Genomic DNA, 18,635 nt, shown 5'->3' on the forward strand with positions numbered 1-18,635 from the left:
ATGGCCGCCAGGCATGATTTCGTCATCCTGGCGGTGGACGCCGCCAGCGTGGAGGCGCAGCAGCTGCTCGACGCATTGTCGGACGCGCTGCTGCGCATCAATGGCGACAGTGGCCGTTCTTCCTTCGATGTCGAAACGGCAACGCCGCGCGGCGGCTTTTACCTGGCCCGCGATGCGGCTGGAGAACTGCTGGGCTGCGCCGCCCTGCGTCCGCTGGGCGAAGCGGACAGCGCCATAGGCGAGCTCAAGCGCATGTATGCGCGCCCGGGTTCCGCTGGCGTGGGCGCGGCCCTGCTGGCCCATGTCGAGGCGCAGGCGCGCCAGCACGGCTACCAGGCCCTGCACCTGTCCACCCGCGTGGCGAATACCCGCGCCGTGGCGTTTTATGCCAAACACGGCTATGCACCCGTCATTGCCTGGGGCAAATACGTAGGTGCGGCACAATCGACCTGCCTGGGCAAGACCTTATAAGCGTCAACGTGGCTGACTTGCCCAATTTATGACTTGAGCGCATACCCGTGCCGGCGTTTTCTTATAAAATGACGGCATCTATTTATTTACCCATCAGAGGCAGCTATGAGCGACGTACAAACCTGGATCAAAGAAACCGTGACGAACACGCCAGTCGTGCTGTTCATGAAGGGCACGGCCCAGTTCCCGCAATGCGGCTTTTCCGGCCGCGCCATCCAGATCCTGAAAGCGTGCGGCGTGGAAAACATCGCCACCGTCAACGTGCTGGATGACCCGGAAGTTCGCCAAGGCATCAAGGATTACTCGAACTGGCCAACCATTCCACAGCTGTATGTCAAAGGCGAGTTCATCGGTGGTTCCGATATCATGAATGAAATGTTTGAATCGGGCGAACTGAAGTCCCTGCTGGATGCCTGATAGCCAAACGCAGCGGCCGCGCCGTATCGTCGTGGCCATCACGGGCGCCACGGGCGCCGTGTATGGCTTGCGGCTGCTGCAATTGCTGGGCGCCACTCCCGGCGTCGAGACGCATCTGGTCTTGTCGGATGCGGCCGTATTGACCCTGCACCAGGAAACAGGCGTGGGGCGCAAGGAAATAGAAGCGCAGGCGCACGTGGTGCACAAGCTGCGCGACATCGGCGCCAGTATCGCCAGCGGCTCGTTTCAATCGGATGGCATGGTCGTCGCACCGTGCTCGATGAAGACCCTGGCGGCCGTGGCGCATGGCTTGTCGGATAATTTGATCACGCGGGCAGCCGATGTCGTGCTCAAGGAGCGCCGCCGCCTGATCCTGATGGTGCGCGAAACGCCGTTCAACCTGGCGCACCTGCGCAATATGACGGCCGTGACCGAAATGGGCGGCATCATCTTCCCGCCCTTACCGAGCTTTTATCACCACCCGCAGAGCATCGCGGAGATGGTCGACCATACGGTGGCGCGCGTCATCGACCTGCTCGGCATCGAGCACAGCCTGGCGCCGCGGTGGAATGGTCTTAAGTCCACTAGTGACACCCCTATTCTGTAGTTGGCGTCACGATGTAACTCTGGCGTCACGATGCCGGACAAAAGCGTAGCGAGCGGAAGGAAGAGGTGGTCGAGAAGCGCAACCGTACTCTAGTACGGTGAGCATCGCAGGCCGCCTATGCCGACGCGCAGTAGCTTTGGTCAGGCATCCTCCGTTCATCTCTTGTCGAATTGATGGGCACTTGCCTGCTTCAAATCCCTGGCTTCTTCAACCATCCTGCGGTGGGCGATCCGTTTGCGCATCACTTCCGCATGTTGCGCGGCAGTCATGGGGGGCACGGTCATCAAGTCCTTCAGCTGCGCGGTATTGCTGTAGTTACTTTTCATAAGACGGCTCAAATGCTCGGCTCCGTAGTGGATGAACTGGCTGCTTCTGATGTGATTATGCGCTGGTATTGGCCGCTGCGCCGCCGCACGCGGGATTATTGTCAAATAATTCCGCTGCAGCGCAACATGCGAGGTCTTATTGTGCGGCAAAATCATGTCTCCAGTATGACCTTGCGCAAATAAAAGGACAGGGGGAGCACCGCCAGCGAAAGGCGGACGGCGCCGGCCGGGGAGGGCCTGGATGCTTACTTTTGGTAGTTGACGCGGACCAGCATGCGAATAAATTCTCGCGCGATTTGACGATGATGTTCATCTAATCTTTGCAAATCGGCAATCAATTTCACATCGGCGGACTCAAATCGCGACAAAGCGCTGCCCGCTTCGCCATTCGGCGTGGCGCTTTCCGGGCCGCCAAAACGCAACCATTCCGCCGGAACGCCCAACCATTGGGCAATCATGCGCAATTTCTCTTGCGTCGGAATTGCTTCACCTACTAACCATTTCCTAGCTGCATGCACGGTAATCGGGCGCCCGTCGAAACGGATATTGAATTCCCGGGCCAGTCTGGTCGGGCTGTCTGGAGAATAATGGGCGTTTTTGAGAGCCAACTGAAGTCGCTGGCTGAAGCTTTCGCGTTCGTTAGAAGAATTCATAGGTGTACTATTTCATGTTGTAACATGAAAGTCAGTTTCTTGAATGACCATACAGATTGTTACATTTGAAAAGAGCATCAATTAACAATTAACACTCCGGCCGGGCTTTTCAAGTCAAAAAGTGGGCCGAATTTTCTCTTGCGATTCTGCGTGGCTTCGGGTCAAATTCGCGGCTAGCCTTGATTTTCGCACTGCAGCACGATTCAAAGCCTCGGTTTGGCATTACAACGTACGGTATTGGATAATGCCCTCCTCTACCGATACATGCAATGCCCATGTCATACAATTTCTTGTAGACAAAGTTTTCAGAAGGGCCATTTTGTTTCCAATATAGAAACGACATCAACAACGTGCTCATGGTGAAACGTTGTTTTTTGACCGTGCCTATTGGAAAGAATCTGCGCCTAAAAATTCTACTGCCATCGCAGCGAAAAGAATGTCGCCGTTATGCCAGGAAAGCTCTTTTTGGTGTCATCTTGGCCACCAACTCTCGATCTTAAGCGCGTTTGTGCGAGAAGAATCAATTTATTTTCAGTAATTGTTGCCTGAATCGCCAAATTCTCCCGTTCATGCCTTCTTTTTTCTTTGTTGCAGCACGGGCAGGGCACGCTACAATAGTATTGACGTTGACGTAAACGGCACTTTGCCCCCATTGCCTCGCAGCACCCATCCACACCCTTCCAGCGACCGACCACCCATGCAACCGACACCGCCCGCACCCATGACGACCTATACGATTACCGAACTGGCGCGGGAATTCGACATCACGGCGCGCGCCATCCGTTTCTATGAAGACCAGGGCTTGCTCAGCCCGAAACGCGAAGGCGCTGGCGGACGCAGCCGCGTCTACACGCCGCGCGACCGCACCCGCTTGAAACTGACCCTGCGCGGCAAGCGCCTGGGCCTGGCGTTGTCGGAGATCAAGAGCCTGGTCGATATGTACGAGTCGCCGAAGGACACGCGCGCGCAGATGGACCGCTTCCTCGGCGTGCTGGCGCAGCACCGGCAGACCCTGGAGCAGCAACGCATCGATATCGAAATGGCGCTGGCGGAAATCAGTGCGCATGAAGACGCGTGCGCACGCATGCTGGCGGACTTGAACCTTGATAAGGCGCAAACAAACTAAATCGATGCGGCGGCGCCTGCCACGCACAGCGCTTTACACGCCTCACTTTACGTTTACGTAAACGTCACAACTGAGTATCATAGCTTCACTGACCCGGCACCCATGACCGCCACACTTATAACGACGACGAGGACGACATGCTCCATCTCCCAGGCTTGACCTTTGACCACGGCGACGACATCGCCTCCCTGCGCGAAGCGATCCAACAATTTGCCGCCGCCGAAATCGCGCCGCGCGCGGCCGAAATCGACCGTACGGACCAGTTCCCCATGGACCTGTGGCGCAAGATGGGCGACATGGGCTTGCTCGGCATCACCGTCAGCGAAGAATACGGCGGCGCCGGCATGGGTTACCTGGCGCATATCATTGCCATGGAAGAGATCTCGCGCGCCTCGGCTTCCGTCGGCCTGTCCTACGGCGCCCACTCGAACCTGTGCGTGAACCAGATCAAGCGCAACGGCACGGCCGAGCAGAAAGCCAAGTACCTGCCGAAACTGATCACGGGCGAACACATCGGCGCACTGGCCATGTCGGAACCGAACGCGGGCTCGGACGTCGTCAGCATGAAGCTGCGCGCTGACTTCAAGGGCGACCGCTGGGTCTTGAACGGCACCAAGATGTGGATCACCAACGGCCCCGACGCGGACGTGCTGGTGGTGTATGCGAAAAACGACCTGGAAGCGGGTCCGCGCGGTATGACGGCTTTCCTGATCGAAAAGAATTTCAAGGGCTTTTCCATCGCGCAAAAGCTCGACAAGCTGGGCATGCGCGGCTCGCACACGGGCGAACTGGTGTTCCAGGACTGCGAAGTGCCGGCCGAAAACGTGCTGGGCGGCCTGGGCAAGGGCGTCAATGTGCTGATGTCGGGCCTCGATTTCGAGCGCACCGTGCTGTCCGGCGGCCCGCTGGGCATCATGCAGGCTTGCATGGACCTGGTCGTACCCTACGTACATGACCGCAAGCAATTCGGCCAGGCCATCGGTGAATTCCAGTTGATGCAAGGTAAGCTGGCCGATATGTATTCGACCATGATGGCGTGCAAGGCCTATGTCTACGCCGTGGGCCAGGCCTGCGACCGCGCCACCACGCCGGAAGCCGTGCGCCAGTTGCGCAAGGATGCGGCCGGCGCCATTCTGTATAGTGCGGAGAAGGCGACCTGGATGGCGGGTGAAGCGATCCAGGCCCTGGGCGGCAACGGCTACATCAACGAGTATCCGGCCGGCCGCCTGTGGCGCGATGCCAAGCTGTATGAAATCGGCGCCGGGACCAGCGAAATCCGCCGCATGCTGATAGGCCGCGAATTGTTTGCGGAAACCAAGTAAGCACGGGCACGCGACGATCGACTGGGTGATGAGCCATTCATGCGAGCACAGATATGACGCAAATTGCTTTCCCCAAATTGCTCTCTTCCCAGATTGCATTCGATATCGCGCGCACCATCCGCGACGGCTTCGACAAGCATTACCGTTTGTTCCGCGAAACGAGCCAGCAGGCCAAGCAGTATTTCGAGCAAGGCGCCTGGGCCGCGGCGCAGACGGCGGCCCGCGAACGCATCGATTATTATGACAAGCGCGTGCAGGAATGCGTGCAGATGCTCGAAGATGAGTACGAAGAGTCGGAGTTGAGCGACGAAGTGTGGCGCGAACTCAAGTTGCACTACATCGGCATGCTGACGGAACACAAGCAGCCGGAACTGGCCGAAACCTTCTTCAATTCCGTCTGCTGCAACATCCTGCACCGCACGTATTTCAATAACGACTATATTTTCGTGCGCCCTGTCGTTTCCACGGAATACATAGAAACGCAGGATCCCGTCCCCACCTACCGCGTGTATTACCCGGGCAAGGATGGCTTGCGCCATACCCTGACGCGCATGGTGAGCAACTTCCAGCTCGACTGCGCATTTGCCAACCTCGAGCGTGACGTGGCCCAGGTGGAAGCGCGGCTGCAGCAGCTGTTCGGCGGCGAGCGGCTCGAGCCGAACCACCAGATCCAGGTCTTGACCAGTTTGTTCTACCGCAACAAGGGCGCCTATCTGGTCGGCAAGGGCATCAACGGCAACCGCGAATATCCGTTCGTCGTACCGATCCTGCACAACCGGCACGGCAAGCTCGTGCTCGACACGGTGCTGTTCGAGCACCAGCAGATTGCCGTGCTGTTTTCATTTACGCGGGCCTATTTCCTGGTCGATATGGAAGTGCCGTCGGCCTATGTGCAATTCCTGCGCAGCTTGCTGCCGCGCAAACCGCGCAGCGAAATCTATACGATATTGGGTTTGCAAAAACAGGGCAAGACCTTGTTTTACCGCGACTACCTGCAGCACTTGAAACACTCGTCGGACCACTTCGAAAGCGCGCCCGGCATCCGCGGCCTCGTGATGCTGGTGTTTGCCCTGCCCTCGTTTCCGTATGTCTTCAAGGTGATCAAGGATTTTTTCCCGCCGCCCAAGGAAACCACGCGCGCGCAAGTCCAGCAAAAGTATTTGCTGGTGAAACACCACGACCGGGTAGGCCGCATGGCCGACACGCTCGAGTATTCCAACGTGGCCTTTCCCCGCGCCCGTTTTGCCGAGGAACTGCTGGCGGAACTCAAGCAGTTCGCCCCCTCGCTGATCGAAGAAGACCACGAGCAGATCATCATCCGCCACCTGTACATCGAGCGGCGCATGGTGCCGCTGAACATGTGGCTGAGCAATGCCGAAAAGGAAGGCCGCGATGACCTGGTCGAACACGCCATCGTCGAGTACGGCAACGCCATCAAGGAATTGGTGGCGGCGAATATTTTCCCGGGCGACATGCTGTATAAAAACTTTGGCGTGACCCGTCATCAGCGCGTCGTTTTTTACGATTACGATGAAATCGAGTACATCACCGATTGCCAGTTCCGCGTCATCCCCGAGGCGCGCACGGAGGAGGAAGAAATGTCGGCCGAACCGTGGTATCCCATCGGCAAGCACGATGTGTTTCCCGAACAATTCGGCACCTTCCTGCTGGGCAATCCCCGCATCCGCCGCTATTTCATGCAGCACCATGCCGACCTGCTGACGGCGCAATATTGGCAGGCGCGCAAGCAGCGCATCGAAGGCGGCCATATCGAGGACGTCTTCCCGTATCCGCAGCACCTGCGTTTTTGTATGCAGTCAACCTCCCCACCCTTAACCGGAGATCCAACATGAATGATCCAGTCGTAATCGTCGGTGCCGCGCGCACCCCCATGGGCGCCTTCCAGGGCGACTTCGCCAACGTCACCGCCAGCGATCTGGGCGCCGTGGCCATCCGCGCCGCCGTCGAACGGGCCGGCGTGGCGCCGGACGCTGTTGAACACGTGTATTTCGGCAATTGCCTGATGGCAGGCCAGGGCCAGGCGCCCGCGCGCCAAGCCTTGCGCAAGGCCGGCTTGCCCGATTCCACGGGCGCCGTGACCCTGTCGAAAATGTGCGGCTCGGCCATGCAGACGACCATGTTCGCGCATGACACCTTGCTGGCCGGCAGCGCCGACGTGGTGGTGGCGGGCGGCATGGAATCGATGACCAACGCCCCCTACCTGGTGCCGAAGGCGCGCGGCGGCTATCGTATCGGCCATGGCATGATCTATGATCACATGATGATGGATGGCCTGGAAGACGCCTACAGCCGCGATGAAAAGGGCAATGCCCGCTCGATGGGCACGTTTGCCGAAGAGTGCGCCAGCCAGTACCACTTCACGCGCGAAGCGCAGGATGCGTTCGCCATCGAATCCGTGAAGCGCGCGCAGGCGGCCACCAAGGATGGCAGTTTCGAATGGGAAATCGCACCCGTGACCGTTTCCGGCCGCGGCGGCGACACCATCGTCAGCATCGATGAAGGCCCGCAAAAAGCCCGCCTGGAAAAAATTCCGACCTTGAAGGCGGCGTTCAAGAAGGATGGCACGATCACGGCCGCCTCGTCTTCATCGATCAACGATGGCGCGGCAGCCCTGGTGCTGATGCGCGAATCGACGGCGAAAAAACTCGGCTGCACCGTCATCGCGAAAATCCACGGCCACGCCACGCATGCGCAGGCGCCGAACGAATTCACCACGGCCCCCATCGGCGCCGTGAAAAAGCTGTACGCCAAGACGGGCTGGAGCAGCAGCAATGTCGACTTGTTCGAGATCAATGAAGCGTTCGCGGCCGTACCGATGGCTGCCATGCATGACCTCGACATTCCGCACAGCAAGATCAACATCCACGGCGGCGCGTGCGCGCTGGGCCACCCGATCGGCGCCTCGGGCGCGCGCATCATCGTCACCCTGCTGGGTGCCTTGAAAAAAACCGGTGGCAAGCGCGGCGTGGCGGCCCTGTGCATCGGCGGCGGCGAAGCGACGGCGATGGCAATCGAACTGGTATAAGCTGCTCTGTTGACGACAGGCGCGCGCGGCGTGGTCACGTTCGCTGCGCGCCTTTTCATTGATTACTCAGGGAGAAAGACATGCCTACCGCATTGATCATCGGCGCCTCGCGCGGCATCGGCCACGAAATCGTCCGTCAATACCGTCACGACGGCTGGCGAGTGATTGCCACGGCGCGCACGCAAGACGCTTGCGACGCCCTCACGCAACTGGGCGTGGAAGCGCACCGGCTCGACGTGACGGACGTGGACGGCTGTGCCGGCCTGGGCTGGAAGCTCGACGATGAAAAACTCGACGTGGCCATCCTCAACGCGGGCGTGTATGGCCCGCGCCACGATGGTACCCCCACGCAAGAAGATTTCGATGCCGTCATGCACACAAACGTGCTGGCGGCCATGCGGCTGCTGCCGATCCTGGCGCCGCTGGTAGGCAATGCCAAAGGGAAACTGGCCGTGCTGTCCTCGCACATGGGCTCCTTGAGCGAGCGGGGCAACCCCAGCGGTTCGCTGTACCGCGCCAGCAAGGCCGCCTTGAATTCCGTGCTGATCGACACGTCCCTTGTGCATGGCCCGCAAGGCGTCAGTTGCGTCGCCTTCCACCCGGGTTGGGTGCGCACGGACATGGGCGGCGCCGGCGCCGACCTTTCCCCAGAGCAAAGCGCCGCCGGCATCCGCGCCACCCTGGCCAGCCTGCCGGCAACAGACAAGGCCGTGTTCCGCAACTACGATGGCAAGCCGATCGGCTGGTAATTCCACCACCCACCATAAAAACAAACGAGACGACGTCCCATGATACTCAATGAAGAACAATCGATGATCCAGGAAGCGCTGCGCAGTTTTTCGCGCGAGCGCCTGGCGCCCAATGCGGCCCGCTGGGACAAGGAACATCATTTCCCGAAAGAAGAATTGCAGGAACTGGCCGCGCTGGGCGCCTTTGGCGTGGCCGTGCCGGAAGCGCTCGGTGGCGCCGGCCTCGACTACGTGTCGCTGGCCCTGGTGCTGGAAGAAATCGCCGCCGGCGATGGCGGCACCTCGACCATCATTTCCGTCAACAATTGCCCCGTCTGCAGCATCGCCATGATGTACGCCAACGACGCGCAAAAGGAACAATGGCTGCGCCCGCTGGCGCAAGGCACGATGCTCGGCGCGTTTTGCCTGACGGAACCGCACACGGGCAGCGATGCCTCGGCCCTGCGCACGACGGCCACGCGCGACGGCAATGAGTATGTAATCAACGGCACCAAGCAGTTCATTACCAGTGGCAAATATGCGGACGTGGCCATCGTCATGGCCGTCACCGACAAGGCGGCCGGCAAGCGCGGCATCAGCGCCTTCTGGGTGCCGACGAACACGCCTGGCTACATCGTTGCAGGACTGGAACAGAAGATGGGCCAGCACTCGTCGGACACGGCGCAAATCCTGTTCGACAATTGCCGCATCCCTGCGGAAAATCTGATAGGCGAAGAAGGACAAGGCTACAAGATCGCGCTGTCCGGCCTGGAAGGCGGACGCATCGGCATCGCCTCGCAAGCCGTGGGCATGGCGCGCGCCGCGTATGAGGCGGCCCTGAGCTATGCGCGCGAGCGCGAAAGTTTCGGCAAGCCCATCTATGAACACCAGGCCGTGCAGTTCCGCCTGGCCGACATGGCGACGCAGATCGAAGCGGCGCGCCAGCTGATACGCCACGCGGCGGCCATGAAGGATGCGGGCTTGCCGTGCCTGAAGGAAGCGGCCATGGCCAAGCTGTTTGCGTCGGAAATGGCGGAAAAAGTGTGCTCGGACGCCATCCAGGTACACGGCGGCTATGGCTATGTATCCGACTTCCCCGTCGAGCGCATCTACCGCGACGTGCGCGTGTGCCAGATTTATGAGGGGACCAGCGATATTCAGAAGATTTTGATAGCGCGGGCTTTGTAAACCCCACGGCAAAGACCGGGGTCGTACCCGACGCGTCTGTCACCATACGCCAACTATGGACGAAAAAAAAGCCCGCTAACGCGGGCTTCGTTCCAATGTATTACCAATGCTTTAATCGTGTCATGGACGCCAGTGCTATCTGCAAAGTGCCTCCTGATTTTCGGACTCCCATGCTATCTGCATGGTGACTCCAAGTGTAAATCGACCATCGTATCCGGAATTACAAAATCCATTTCTTCGCACTGTCACGCCATCGACATTACACCTGTCGGTCGCCGCGCTGAAACTGGATGGTGAGATAATTTGCTGCCAAATCTCAATCACTGAACGGAGTATAGCACAGCTTTTTGTGCGGTGCAATAATCTTTTTAAATCAAGTCCTTAGCGCCAGCGGCTTGTCCTCTTCGCCGCCACGGGCCACTCTTTCGTATTCGGAAATCACTTGCGCGCCCAGCAGCAGCAAGGTGGCGCCGATTTCCAGGCTGAACATGACGACGATGGCCGTCGTCATCGAGCCATACACGATATTGACCTGCGACAAGGTGGAGAAATACCAGACCAGCACGTGTCGCGCGATTTCCCACAGCAGGGCCGCCGTCACGCCGCCGATCAGCGCATGCGTGATCGATAATCGCCCCACCGGCATGACCAGGTAGATCGAACTGAGCACCAGGATTTCGCCAGCCAGCCCCAGCAAATACAGCAGCACGCCCGATACCCCTTCCAGGCCCCAGTCGTGGCGCAGGAAGCGCACGCTTTCCTCCCCCATCACTTGCAAACTGCCCGCCACCAGGGTGATCAGCAAGATACCGATACCCAGGCACAGGATGTAGCAGTACGGCAGCACGGCGGAAATAAGGAAATGGCGGCGGCGGATGGCCACGCGGTGGATGAAGATCACGCTCATGGCGTTTTCCAGCACGGTAAACGCCAAGGAACTGAAAAACAGCATGGTCAGCAGCAGCAGCCAGCCGATCACGCCGCGGTTGTTGAGGAAATGCGCGACCTCGGCCACGATGGCTTTCGATTGCCCGGGTACCAGCCATTCCAGGTAATGGCCTATGGTTTGCAGCAATTCGTCCTGCGCGATCACGTGCGACAGGGCCACCACCACCAGCATCAGCAGGGGCACGATGGACAGCAGCGAGTAGTACGCGACGGCGCCCGCCAGCAGCAAGCCCTGGTTGGCGCGGAAACCCTTCAGCACCTGCAGCACGAAGGCCAGCGGGTGGCTGAGGATGTAGGTACTGGCGTGGCGGTTGATCATGTCGGGTACGGTGAAGAAGGCGGCGCGGCCTCGTGCCACGCCTGCATTCACACTAGCATACTGACAATCGCCCCGCTGCACCGTACGCTAACAGACGGCCGGCTCCAATAAGGTCAAGGTTTGCCGGTCCGCATCCAGGGTGGCGAGGATGCCCATCGGTATCGTGAACTGGTGGCGGATATGGCCAAACGAGTAGCCGCTGACGGCCGGCACGCGCAAGGGCTGCAAATGCTGGTCCACAGTGGCGTCGAGGGGCAGCGCGGTATCGCCCTCGGCCGCCTCGCAATGCTCGAAGATGCCCAGCATCAAGGCCGCCGCCTTGTTGAACCCCACGGACAGGTCGAGCTGGCACAGCATCCTGTCGATGCGGTAGGGCACTTCATTGATTTCTTCGAGGAACAAAATATGCTTGCGGAAATCGGCCGCATACGGCGTGCCGGCCAGCGCGCTGACCATGCACAGGTTGCCACCCGTCAAGCGCCCCGTCGCCTGGCCGCCGTGCACGGTGCGGATGGCGAAGTTCGGCTGCGTCTGCGCGCGGCGGTGGTTGTCGAGCGCCATCGGGATCGTGTACTGCTCTTGCGGCGTCATCAGCACGTTTTGCAGCTGCGTCACCGTGTACTCGGAAAACGTGGACGAGGCCACGGGGCCGTGGAAGGTCACCAGGCCCGTCTGGCGGGCGATGGCCAGGTGCAGGGCCGTGATGTCGGAATAACCGATCAGTACTTTCGGGTTGGCGCGGATCAAGGCGTAATCGAGCAGCGCCAGCAGCGAAATGCAGCCGGAGCCGCCGCGTATCGCCCACACGGCCTTGACGTCCGGGTCGCGGAACGCGGCGTGCAAATCGTCCAGGCGTTGCTGCACCGTGCCCGCATAATTGCCGTGCACGGCGCGGATATTGGCGCCCAGGCTGGCGCGCAATCCCAGCGATTCGATATTGCGCACGGCCTTGGCGATGGCGTCTTCATCCGTAAAACCGCCCGGTGCGATGATGGCGACCAGGTCGCCCTGGCGCAAACGCGCCGGCTTGATCAATGCGTGTTGCTGTTGCATGCGTTTGCCCTTCCCTTGCGCCGCCGCCCACGCCGGTGTGCCTGCCGCCCCCAGAGTGGCGGCCAGCAAGCCGCCGAAGCGGCGCCGGCTGAGATTGGTCTGACTGGACATGCGGCCCTTTCCTGGAATAAAAACGGCGACGCCAGGCGCCGCCGCACGAGGTTAGCACGCCAGCGGGATCGCCGCCGGCATGGTTGCCTTACATGAACTTGTACTTCAGCTGGAACGACAGCGAACGGCCGCGAGGATCGGCCACGCGCGGGTCCCAGCCGGCGCCCACCACTTCATCCACGTTGTGCGCGGTGAATGGCGGATCGCGGTCGAACAAGTTCTGGATGCCCACGGTAATCGTCGTATTTTTGAAGCCCGTGTACGTGCCCGACAAGTTATACGTGGTGTAGCTGGACACGTCCGGCTTGAAGCCCGGTGGCGGCGCCCCCTTGCCGCCGTTCGGCAACTGGTCCTTGTAGCCCGACGAAAAACTCTGGATCAGCAAACCGCTCCAGTCGCCGCGCGACACGCCGAAGCTGGCATTGTGTTTCCAGCGCAGGTACAGATCGCGCGTATAGAACTTGCCGACCAGTTCCTGGTATTCCTGGCCCTGGTATTCCGCAAACTTGAAGCTGTCCATATACGTACCGTCCAGGGTCGCCGTCCATTTTGCGTCCTGGATCTTGCCTTCGCCACGCAAGCCCACGTCGAGGCCGCGCACGCGGCTGCCTGCCGCATTGATCCAGCCCGCCTGCACGTACTCGATGGTGCCATCCGGATTGCGGTGGATGTACTGGTTCAGCGCCTGGTAATTGGCAAGCACGATTTGCGGCGTGCGGTTCAGGATGCGGTCCTTGGTATTGATGGCCCAGTAGTCGAACGAGGCCGAATAGCCCTTGAATGGCTCGATGACAAAACCGACGCTGCCCTGCTTCGACGTTTCCGGCTTCAGGTTCGTGTTGCCGCCCGTCTTGTAGTCGAGGCGGTCGATGGCGCAGTACTCGGGCACGCCCGGATGCTTGGCGCAGCCTTCCTGGTCGATCACGCCGTTCGGCAACTCCTGGCTCAGCGAACCGGAATACAGCTGCTGGAAGCTTGGTGCGAGGAAACCCTTGCTGGCCGAACCACGGAACAGCAGGAAGTCGGTCGGCTGGTAACGGAAGGCCACTTTCGGATTCGTCGTCGCGCCCACCAGGCTGTAATCGTCGCGGCGAATGGCCAGCTGCATTTCCAGGTCCTTCGTGACCGGCACCAGCAGCTCGGCATACACGGCCTTGACGGTACGGCTGGCATCTTTTAGTGCGGCATTGCCTGGCGACAGCAAAATCTGCGTGGCATCGACGTCTTGCGCAAAGCTGTAACCTTCGCGGCGCAAGTCAAAACCGGCCGCCATGGCCAAGGCACCGGCCGGCAGCTGGAACAGCTCGCCCGAAACGGAACCGTCGATCTGCGTCAGGGTCGTCTTGCCGTGCTGGAAGTCGCCACGGAACTTGGTCGATTCGATCAATTGCTTGGCCGCTTCCGTCTGGCTCTGGCCGGCGCCCACCCATGGATTGATGATGCCGCTGGCCAATGCCGCGTACAGCTTGTCCGTGTAGGAATAGCCATCCGTCAGCTTGGTCTTGGTGCTGCTTTCGGCGCGCGAAATGCCGGCCTTGTAATCCCACTTGCCAAAGTTACCTTCAAAGCCCACCAGCACGCGGGCATTGTCGGTGGTGTTTTCCTGCGTGCGGTTGCCCACGTCATTGGCGCGCCATTTGTAGGAAATCGGCTTGGTCTTGTCGAACGAGGGGATGTAGGCCGACAGGTCCTGGTAATACGCGCCACCCACAGGGTACAGATTCTTGTTGGCAACCGTCGCCTGTACCTGCATCGGCGTCAAAATGGCCGTGGCCTTGGTGCGCGAACCGAGCACTTCGACAAACATGCGGTGGTCGGGCGCCAGCTGGAACGTACCGCGCGACAACAGATTGGCCCGTTCGACAGGGAACTGCAGCACATAGTCGGCGCCATAGTCATACGCGCAGGAATACGTGGTGCGCAGCGGCGAGGTCACGTCTTTCCACAATGCTGTCTGGTACTGCGACATGCCGGCGATGGTGTCGCACTTGCCCTGGAAGCTCAGCGGATTGGCTTGCAGGTATTTATTCGCATCGCCTGGCAGCTGGAACGAGGTGCCCAGCGCCGTTCCGGTACCCGCCATCTGATTGGCAAACGGCGTGCCCGTGGTATCGGGCGACAGGCCGCGGCCCGGCTGGTAGCCGTTGACGAAAGAGCGGTCGCGGCCATTGAGCTGCTGCGCTTTGTCGACGGTCAGGCTGGCCATGATGTTGTAGCGGTCGCTTTCAAGCGAGCCCGTGCCGGCCAGCAGCGAGGCGCGGCGTGTGGCGCCGCCGCCTGCCTGCGTGTCGTTGGTGGAGACGGACGCCTCCACGCCGCTGTAATTGGTCTTCAGAATGAAATTGATCACGCCGCCGATGGCGTCCGTGCCGTAGATGGCCGAGGCGCCGTCCTTGAGGATTTCCACGCGCGAAATCGCGCCCAACGGGATCGAGTTCAGGTCGACCGACTTGCCGCTGGCGCCATGCGTGGCGATGCGGCGGCCGTTCAACAGCACCAGCGTGCTCGACGGTCCCAGGCCGCGCAGTGAGGCGAACGAAGCGCCACCGCTGACCCTGTCCGCATCGGCGCCAAACACGTTATTGCCCGAAGTCATGTTATCGGCGCCCGTGCCATTCGCTGACAGGGTACGCACCAGTTGCTCGGTCGTCGTAATGCCCTGTTTTTCGATCTGGTCAAAGGTGATGACTTGCACGGGCAGCGCGCCTTCCTTGGCCACCCGCTTGATGCTGCTGCCCGTCACTTCGACCCGTTGCATTGCTGGTGCCGCCGCTTCCTGTGCGACGACCGGCCCCACCACCCCCATCAATGCCACCAACTGCGCTAGCTTTTTCAATTTCACAGGTCTTCTCCTTGTTGGGCAATCGAAACTTGAGTCATCAAGTCAGGCTGTATAGATATGTCGCAACGTCTGTCTCGCAGTACATTTTTTTATGACAATTGCGCATGACTTTATTTGTTTTCATTTTCAGAGTAGCGCGATGCATCCGCGGCCAGCCAATGAAAAATGCTTTCCTAACCATAACTTTTTGGAATGAATGCCCTTTTCAGCGACATGGTCACTTGCCTGTGGGGCTACCCTTGGCTTTATCCACGTCCAGATAGCGCCAGGACGTGAATTCCACGGGGTGGCGCCTGTAGTTTTTTAGCCACGGTTGCTGCAGGTCGGCAGAGATGGGATGCGTCAGCAGCACCCACGGCGTGTAAGCGTGGATCAGCTGAAACAGGTCGAAGTACAGACTGCGTCGGCGCGGCGTATCGGATAGCAGGCGCGCCTCCTCATAGCGTTTATTGTAATCGGGCAAGTTGAAGCGGGCATAGTTGGCGCGGCCACTGTTGGGACCGTACAACAATTGCATAAAGTTATCACCATCGGGGAAGTCGGCGATCCAGTTGGTCTCGAACATCTGCACCTTGCCCAGGCGCGAGGCCTTGATGATTTCCGTCTTCTTGTCGCTTTTAAATTCCACGCGCACGCCGATGGCATTCAAATTGCGGCGCCACAATTCATCACGCAAGCGGCCCACCGTGCTCGGCTCCGTATGCATGGTCAGAATCAAGGGCGTGCCATCGGGCTGGGTGCGGAAACCGTCTGGACCCGCCTTGTAGCCGAAGCGGTCGAGCAGGGCGCGCGCCAGGGCCGGATCGTAGCCGACGGGGCTGCGGTAGTTCTTGTCGTAGCCGAGCACATTGGGCGGCAGCGGCGACTGGGCCGGCAAGGCCAACCCTTTTTTCAATAGCGCGATATCTTCGCGGCTGTTGTAGCTGAGAGCGATGGCGCGCCGCAGGGCCAGCTTGTCCTTGCTCGTGCCGCCCAGCACGGGGTCGTCCATGTTCATCCACATGTAATACGTCTGCAGCACGGGAAAGCGCGTCAGTTGCATGCCCTTGGCGGCCAGTGCCGGTTTCAGCGCACCGTTTTCCAGCACCATGTCCGTCATCGATTCGGGCACTTGCTCCAGGTAATCGAACTCGCCTTTCAGGAAACCCAGCATGCGCGATTGATATTCCTCGACGATGCGCACCTCGATGCGCTCGACCAGTGGTAGTTGCTTGCCTTCCAGCGCTGTGGCAATAGCGCGCGCGTCGACGGGCAAGGCGGCCAGCGCCTTGGTTTCCGTATGGAACACGGTGGGGCGGAAAGTCGGATTGGCTTGCAGCACGATCTTGTCGCTGCGTTTCCACTCCTTCACCAGGAACGGCCCCGTGCCCACGGGATGGTTGCCGATCTGCCCTGCCGCCGGATACGCTTCAGCCACGTCGCGCGCCACCACAGCGGTCGCCGGCATGGCCAGGTAAAACAGGAAGTTCGGGTCGACGCCGTTCAGGCGGATGCGCAAGGTGTATTTGTCCAGCGCCTGCAAGCCGGCGATCGGCGTGTCGTAGCTGAATTTTGTTTTCAGGGCCGCATCGCCCACCAGCTTGTCTTCCAGCAAGAACAGCCACGGCGACTTCAGGCTGGGGTCATACAGCCGCGTCAGGCTGTAGACATAATCCTGCGCCGTCACTTCGCGCGGCTTGCCCTTGAAGGCAGGATCGGGCGTAAAGAAAATGCCGGGCTGCAAGTGAAAGGTATAGGTGCGCCCGCCATCTTCCACGGTCGGCATGGCGCGCGCCGTATTGCCCTGCAGCTGCACGGGGCGCGCCAGGTAGTCATAGCGCAAGAGCGGATCGAAGATGTTTTCCATCAAATTCAGGCTGGCCAGGTCCGATGCCACGGCCGGATCCAGGCCCGTCTCGCTGGTGCTGAGGAACAGGTGCAAGGTCTTGTTCGTGCGGCCATCGGCGGCGGCATGCGCGGGCGCGGTGAAAAGCGTCAACAGGGCCAGGCCGGCGGCGCAGGCGGTTTTGCGTAAAAACATCATCAGTAATCCAGTGCAGACAAGGGTAAGGAACAGCGGTAAGCGACAGGCATCCCCCACACTACGCGGGCACGCTGCGGGGCGCCAATGAAAACAGGCTGCCAGCTTATAACTTTTTGGCATGCGATTGCTGCATTCTTTCATCAACTCGTATCGGGCTGCCCCTATACTTTGTTTGCAGACATTTTTCACTCCCGACACACAGAACTGATCGCATATGGCACTTAATTACATCTGGTCCGGCTTTTTCCTCGTTGGCTTCCTGGCCGCAGTGCTGCAGTGGCTGTTCCTCGGCGATACCGATATCTTCAAGCGCATCATCGACGGCACGTTCGAGACGGCGCGCATGGGCGTGATGGATATCGCCCTGCCGCTGGCGGGCGTGATGACCTTGTGGCTCGGCATCATGAACATCGGCGAAAAGGCGGGCATCGTCGGCTGGCTGGCGAAAGTGATCGCACCGTTCTTTTCGCGCATCTTCCCGGAAATTCCGAAAGACCATCCGGCCACGGGCCACATGGTGATGAATTTCTCGGCCAACCTGCTGGGCCTGGACAATGCCGCCACGCCGTTCGGCTTGAAGGCCATGGAAAGCCTGCAAACCTTGAACCCGAACAAGGAAGAGGCGACGAATGCGCAAATCATGTTTCTGGTGCTGCATACCTCGGGCCTGACCCTGATTCCGCTGGCCATCATGGCGCAGCGCTCCATCCTCGGCGCGGCCGACCCGTCCGACATCTTTATCCCGTGCATGATCGCCACCTATGTGGCCACCATGGTCGGCATCATCACGGTGTCCATCAAGCAGCGCATCAACTTGCTCAACAGAGTCGTGCTGGGCTGGATGGGCGGCATGACGAGCGCCATCGTCGCCATGATCTGGTACTTCACGCAATACCTGACGAAACAGGAAATCGAGCTGGTCTCGAAAGTGGTCAGCAACCTGGTGCTGATCAGCGTGATCGCCATATTTATTATTGGCGCGCTGCGCAAGAAAGTGAACGTGTACGACGCCTTCATCGAGGGCGCGAAAGGCGGCATCCAGACGTCGATTACCGTGATTCCCTACCTGGTCGGCATGCTGGTGGCCATCAGCGTGATCCGCAACGCGGGCGTGTTCAATTTCCTGATGAGCGGCATGAACTGGTTCTTTGCCAACCTGGGTATCAATACGGACTTCGTGCCCGCCCTGCCAACGGCGATGATGAAGCCGCTCAGCGGCTCCGGCTCGAAAGCCATGATGATCGATGCCATGAATACCTACGGCGTCGACTCCTTCGTCGGCCGCCTGGCCTGTGTCTTCCAGGGCTCGGCCGACACTACCTTCTATATCGTGGCCCTGTATTTCGGCTCGGTGGGCATCCGCAAGACGCGCTATGCCATCACGGCCGGCCTGATCGCGGATCTGGCTGGCGTGATCACCGCCGTCTTCGTTGCCTACGTCTTTTTCCACTAAGG

16 protein-coding genes are annotated in these 18,635 nt (G+C 59.9%); 10 read left to right on the plus strand and 6 right to left on the minus strand.

What is annotated here, in order from left to right; genetic code table 11:
- The 3 genes from AC4BCN_RS00710 (at position 1) to AC4BCN_RS00720 (ending at position 1,495) form a co-directional block, all read left to right on the plus strand.
- The gene (locus AC4BCN_RS00710) at positions 1-471 is read left to right on the plus strand and encodes a GNAT family N-acetyltransferase (RefSeq protein WP_490492342.1); all 471 of its coding nucleotides are present in this window, start codon (positions 1-3) and stop codon (positions 469-471) included.
- 105 nt (positions 472-576) lie between these two features.
- Positions 577-888, plus strand: coding sequence for a Grx4 family monothiol glutaredoxin (gene grxD / locus AC4BCN_RS00715; RefSeq protein ID WP_034753766.1), 312 nt, complete (start codon positions 577-579; stop codon positions 886-888).
- Complete coding sequence (locus tag AC4BCN_RS00720) at positions 881-1,495, plus strand: UbiX family flavin prenyltransferase (protein WP_331778955.1); 615 nt, start codon at positions 881-883, stop codon at positions 1,493-1,495. Before grxD ends, AC4BCN_RS00720 begins: the two co-directional genes overlap by 8 nt.
- Positions 1,496-1,650: 155 nt before the next feature.
- Here AC4BCN_RS00720 and AC4BCN_RS00725 read toward each other — a convergent pair whose 3' ends face one another.
- Entirely contained in the window at positions 1,651-1,977 is a 327-nt protein-coding gene (locus tag AC4BCN_RS00725) for a hypothetical protein (RefSeq protein ID WP_139092041.1), read from the minus strand.
- An 89-nt stretch (positions 1,978-2,066) separates the two neighbouring features.
- Positions 2,067-2,474, minus strand: a complete 408-nt coding sequence (locus AC4BCN_RS00730; protein ID WP_034753756.1) for a hypothetical protein — start codon at positions 2,472-2,474, stop codon at positions 2,067-2,069.
- 721 nt (positions 2,475-3,195) lie between these two features.
- Between AC4BCN_RS00730 and AC4BCN_RS00735 the strand changes: the two genes are divergently transcribed.
- From AC4BCN_RS00735 to AC4BCN_RS00760, 6 genes are all read left to right on the plus strand, one after another.
- Positions 3,196-3,600: a MerR family transcriptional regulator gene (locus tag AC4BCN_RS00735; RefSeq protein ID WP_034753754.1), complete on the plus strand. Its 405-nt coding sequence runs from the start codon at positions 3,196-3,198 to the stop codon at positions 3,598-3,600.
- A gap of 137 nt (positions 3,601-3,737) precedes the next feature.
- Positions 3,738-4,922 (plus strand): isovaleryl-CoA dehydrogenase, encoded by a 1,185-nt coding sequence (locus AC4BCN_RS00740; protein ID WP_034753750.1) that lies wholly within the window; start codon positions 3,738-3,740, stop codon positions 4,920-4,922.
- Between the two features lie 53 nt (positions 4,923-4,975).
- Entirely contained in the window at positions 4,976-6,775 is a 1,800-nt protein-coding gene (gene aceK, locus AC4BCN_RS00745) for a bifunctional isocitrate dehydrogenase kinase/phosphatase (RefSeq protein ID WP_490492343.1), read from the plus strand.
- Positions 6,772-7,968 (plus strand): acetyl-CoA C-acyltransferase, encoded by a 1,197-nt coding sequence (locus tag AC4BCN_RS00750; RefSeq protein ID WP_331778953.1) that lies wholly within the window; start codon positions 6,772-6,774, stop codon positions 7,966-7,968. The genes aceK and AC4BCN_RS00750 overlap by 4 nt, the downstream gene beginning before the upstream one ends.
- Before the next feature lie 80 nt (positions 7,969-8,048).
- The gene (locus tag AC4BCN_RS00755) at positions 8,049-8,717 is read left to right on the plus strand and encodes an SDR family oxidoreductase (protein WP_490492344.1); all 669 of its coding nucleotides are present in this window, start codon (positions 8,049-8,051) and stop codon (positions 8,715-8,717) included.
- A gap of 39 nt (positions 8,718-8,756) precedes the next feature.
- Positions 8,757-9,884, plus strand: a complete 1,128-nt coding sequence (locus AC4BCN_RS00760) for an acyl-CoA dehydrogenase family protein (RefSeq protein WP_490492345.1) — start codon at positions 8,757-8,759, stop codon at positions 9,882-9,884.
- 373 nt (positions 9,885-10,257) lie between these two features.
- Here the strand turns inward: AC4BCN_RS00760 and AC4BCN_RS00765 are convergent, their stop codons facing one another.
- The 4 genes from AC4BCN_RS00765 to AC4BCN_RS00780 form a co-directional block, all read right to left on the minus strand.
- The gene (locus AC4BCN_RS00765) at positions 10,258-11,151 is read right to left on the minus strand and encodes a YihY/virulence factor BrkB family protein (RefSeq protein ID WP_034753736.1); all 894 of its coding nucleotides are present in this window, start codon (positions 11,149-11,151) and stop codon (positions 10,258-10,260) included.
- A gap of 87 nt (positions 11,152-11,238) precedes the next feature.
- Positions 11,239-12,315: a S66 peptidase family protein gene (locus AC4BCN_RS00770; protein WP_490492346.1), complete on the minus strand. Its 1,077-nt coding sequence runs from the start codon at positions 12,313-12,315 to the stop codon at positions 11,239-11,241.
- A gap of 88 nt (positions 12,316-12,403) precedes the next feature.
- Positions 12,404-15,157: a TonB-dependent receptor gene (locus AC4BCN_RS00775; protein WP_490492347.1), complete on the minus strand. Its 2,754-nt coding sequence runs from the start codon at positions 15,155-15,157 to the stop codon at positions 12,404-12,406.
- Positions 15,158-15,374: 217 nt separating this feature from the next.
- Positions 15,375-17,177 (minus strand): ABC transporter substrate-binding protein, encoded by a 1,803-nt coding sequence (locus tag AC4BCN_RS00780; RefSeq protein ID WP_490493644.1) that lies wholly within the window; start codon positions 17,175-17,177, stop codon positions 15,375-15,377.
- A 217-nt stretch (positions 17,178-17,394) separates the two neighbouring features.
- On the opposite strand from AC4BCN_RS00780, the gene AC4BCN_RS00785 reads away from it, so the two are divergent.
- On the plus strand, positions 17,395-18,633 hold the full coding sequence (locus tag AC4BCN_RS00785) for a nucleoside recognition domain-containing protein (RefSeq protein WP_034753725.1): 1,239 nt from the start codon (positions 17,395-17,397) through the stop codon (positions 18,631-18,633).
- The last annotated feature ends 2 nt before the right edge of the window (positions 18,634-18,635 follow it).

It is taken from the genome of Janthinobacterium sp. Bl 1, assembly GCF_058215535.1.

Coding starts and splice junctions, on each gene's coding strand:
- AC4BCN_RS00730 (WP_034753756.1), bottom strand. CDS start 2,474: ATGAATTCTTCTAACGAACGCGAAAGCTTCAGCCAGCGACTTCAGTTG.
- AC4BCN_RS00710 (WP_490492342.1), top strand. CDS start 1: ATGGCCGCCAGGCATGATTTCGTCATCCTGGCGGTGGACGCCGCCAGC.
- AC4BCN_RS00750 (WP_331778953.1), top strand. CDS start 6,772: ATGAATGATCCAGTCGTAATCGTCGGTGCCGCGCGCACCCCCATGGGC.
- AC4BCN_RS00740 (WP_034753750.1), top strand. CDS start 3,738: ATGCTCCATCTCCCAGGCTTGACCTTTGACCACGGCGACGACATCGCC.
- AC4BCN_RS00755 (WP_490492344.1), top strand. CDS start 8,049: ATGCCTACCGCATTGATCATCGGCGCCTCGCGCGGCATCGGCCACGAA.
- AC4BCN_RS00720 (WP_331778955.1), top strand. CDS start 881: ATGCCTGATAGCCAAACGCAGCGGCCGCGCCGTATCGTCGTGGCCATC.
- aceK (WP_490492343.1), top strand. CDS start 4,976: ATGACGCAAATTGCTTTCCCCAAATTGCTCTCTTCCCAGATTGCATTC.
- AC4BCN_RS00735 (WP_034753754.1), top strand. CDS start 3,196: ATGACGACCTATACGATTACCGAACTGGCGCGGGAATTCGACATCACG.
- AC4BCN_RS00780 (WP_490493644.1), bottom strand. CDS start 17,177: ATGTTTTTACGCAAAACCGCCTGCGCCGCCGGCCTGGCCCTGTTGACG.
- grxD (WP_034753766.1), top strand. CDS start 577: ATGAGCGACGTACAAACCTGGATCAAAGAAACCGTGACGAACACGCCA.
- AC4BCN_RS00770 (WP_490492346.1), bottom strand. CDS start 12,315: ATGTCCAGTCAGACCAATCTCAGCCGGCGCCGCTTCGGCGGCTTGCTG.
- AC4BCN_RS00760 (WP_490492345.1), top strand. CDS start 8,757: ATGATACTCAATGAAGAACAATCGATGATCCAGGAAGCGCTGCGCAGT.
- AC4BCN_RS00785 (WP_034753725.1), top strand. CDS start 17,395: ATGGCACTTAATTACATCTGGTCCGGCTTTTTCCTCGTTGGCTTCCTG.
- AC4BCN_RS00725 (WP_139092041.1), bottom strand. CDS start 1,977: ATGATTTTGCCGCACAATAAGACCTCGCATGTTGCGCTGCAGCGGAAT.
- AC4BCN_RS00765 (WP_034753736.1), bottom strand. CDS start 11,151: ATGATCAACCGCCACGCCAGTACCTACATCCTCAGCCACCCGCTGGCC.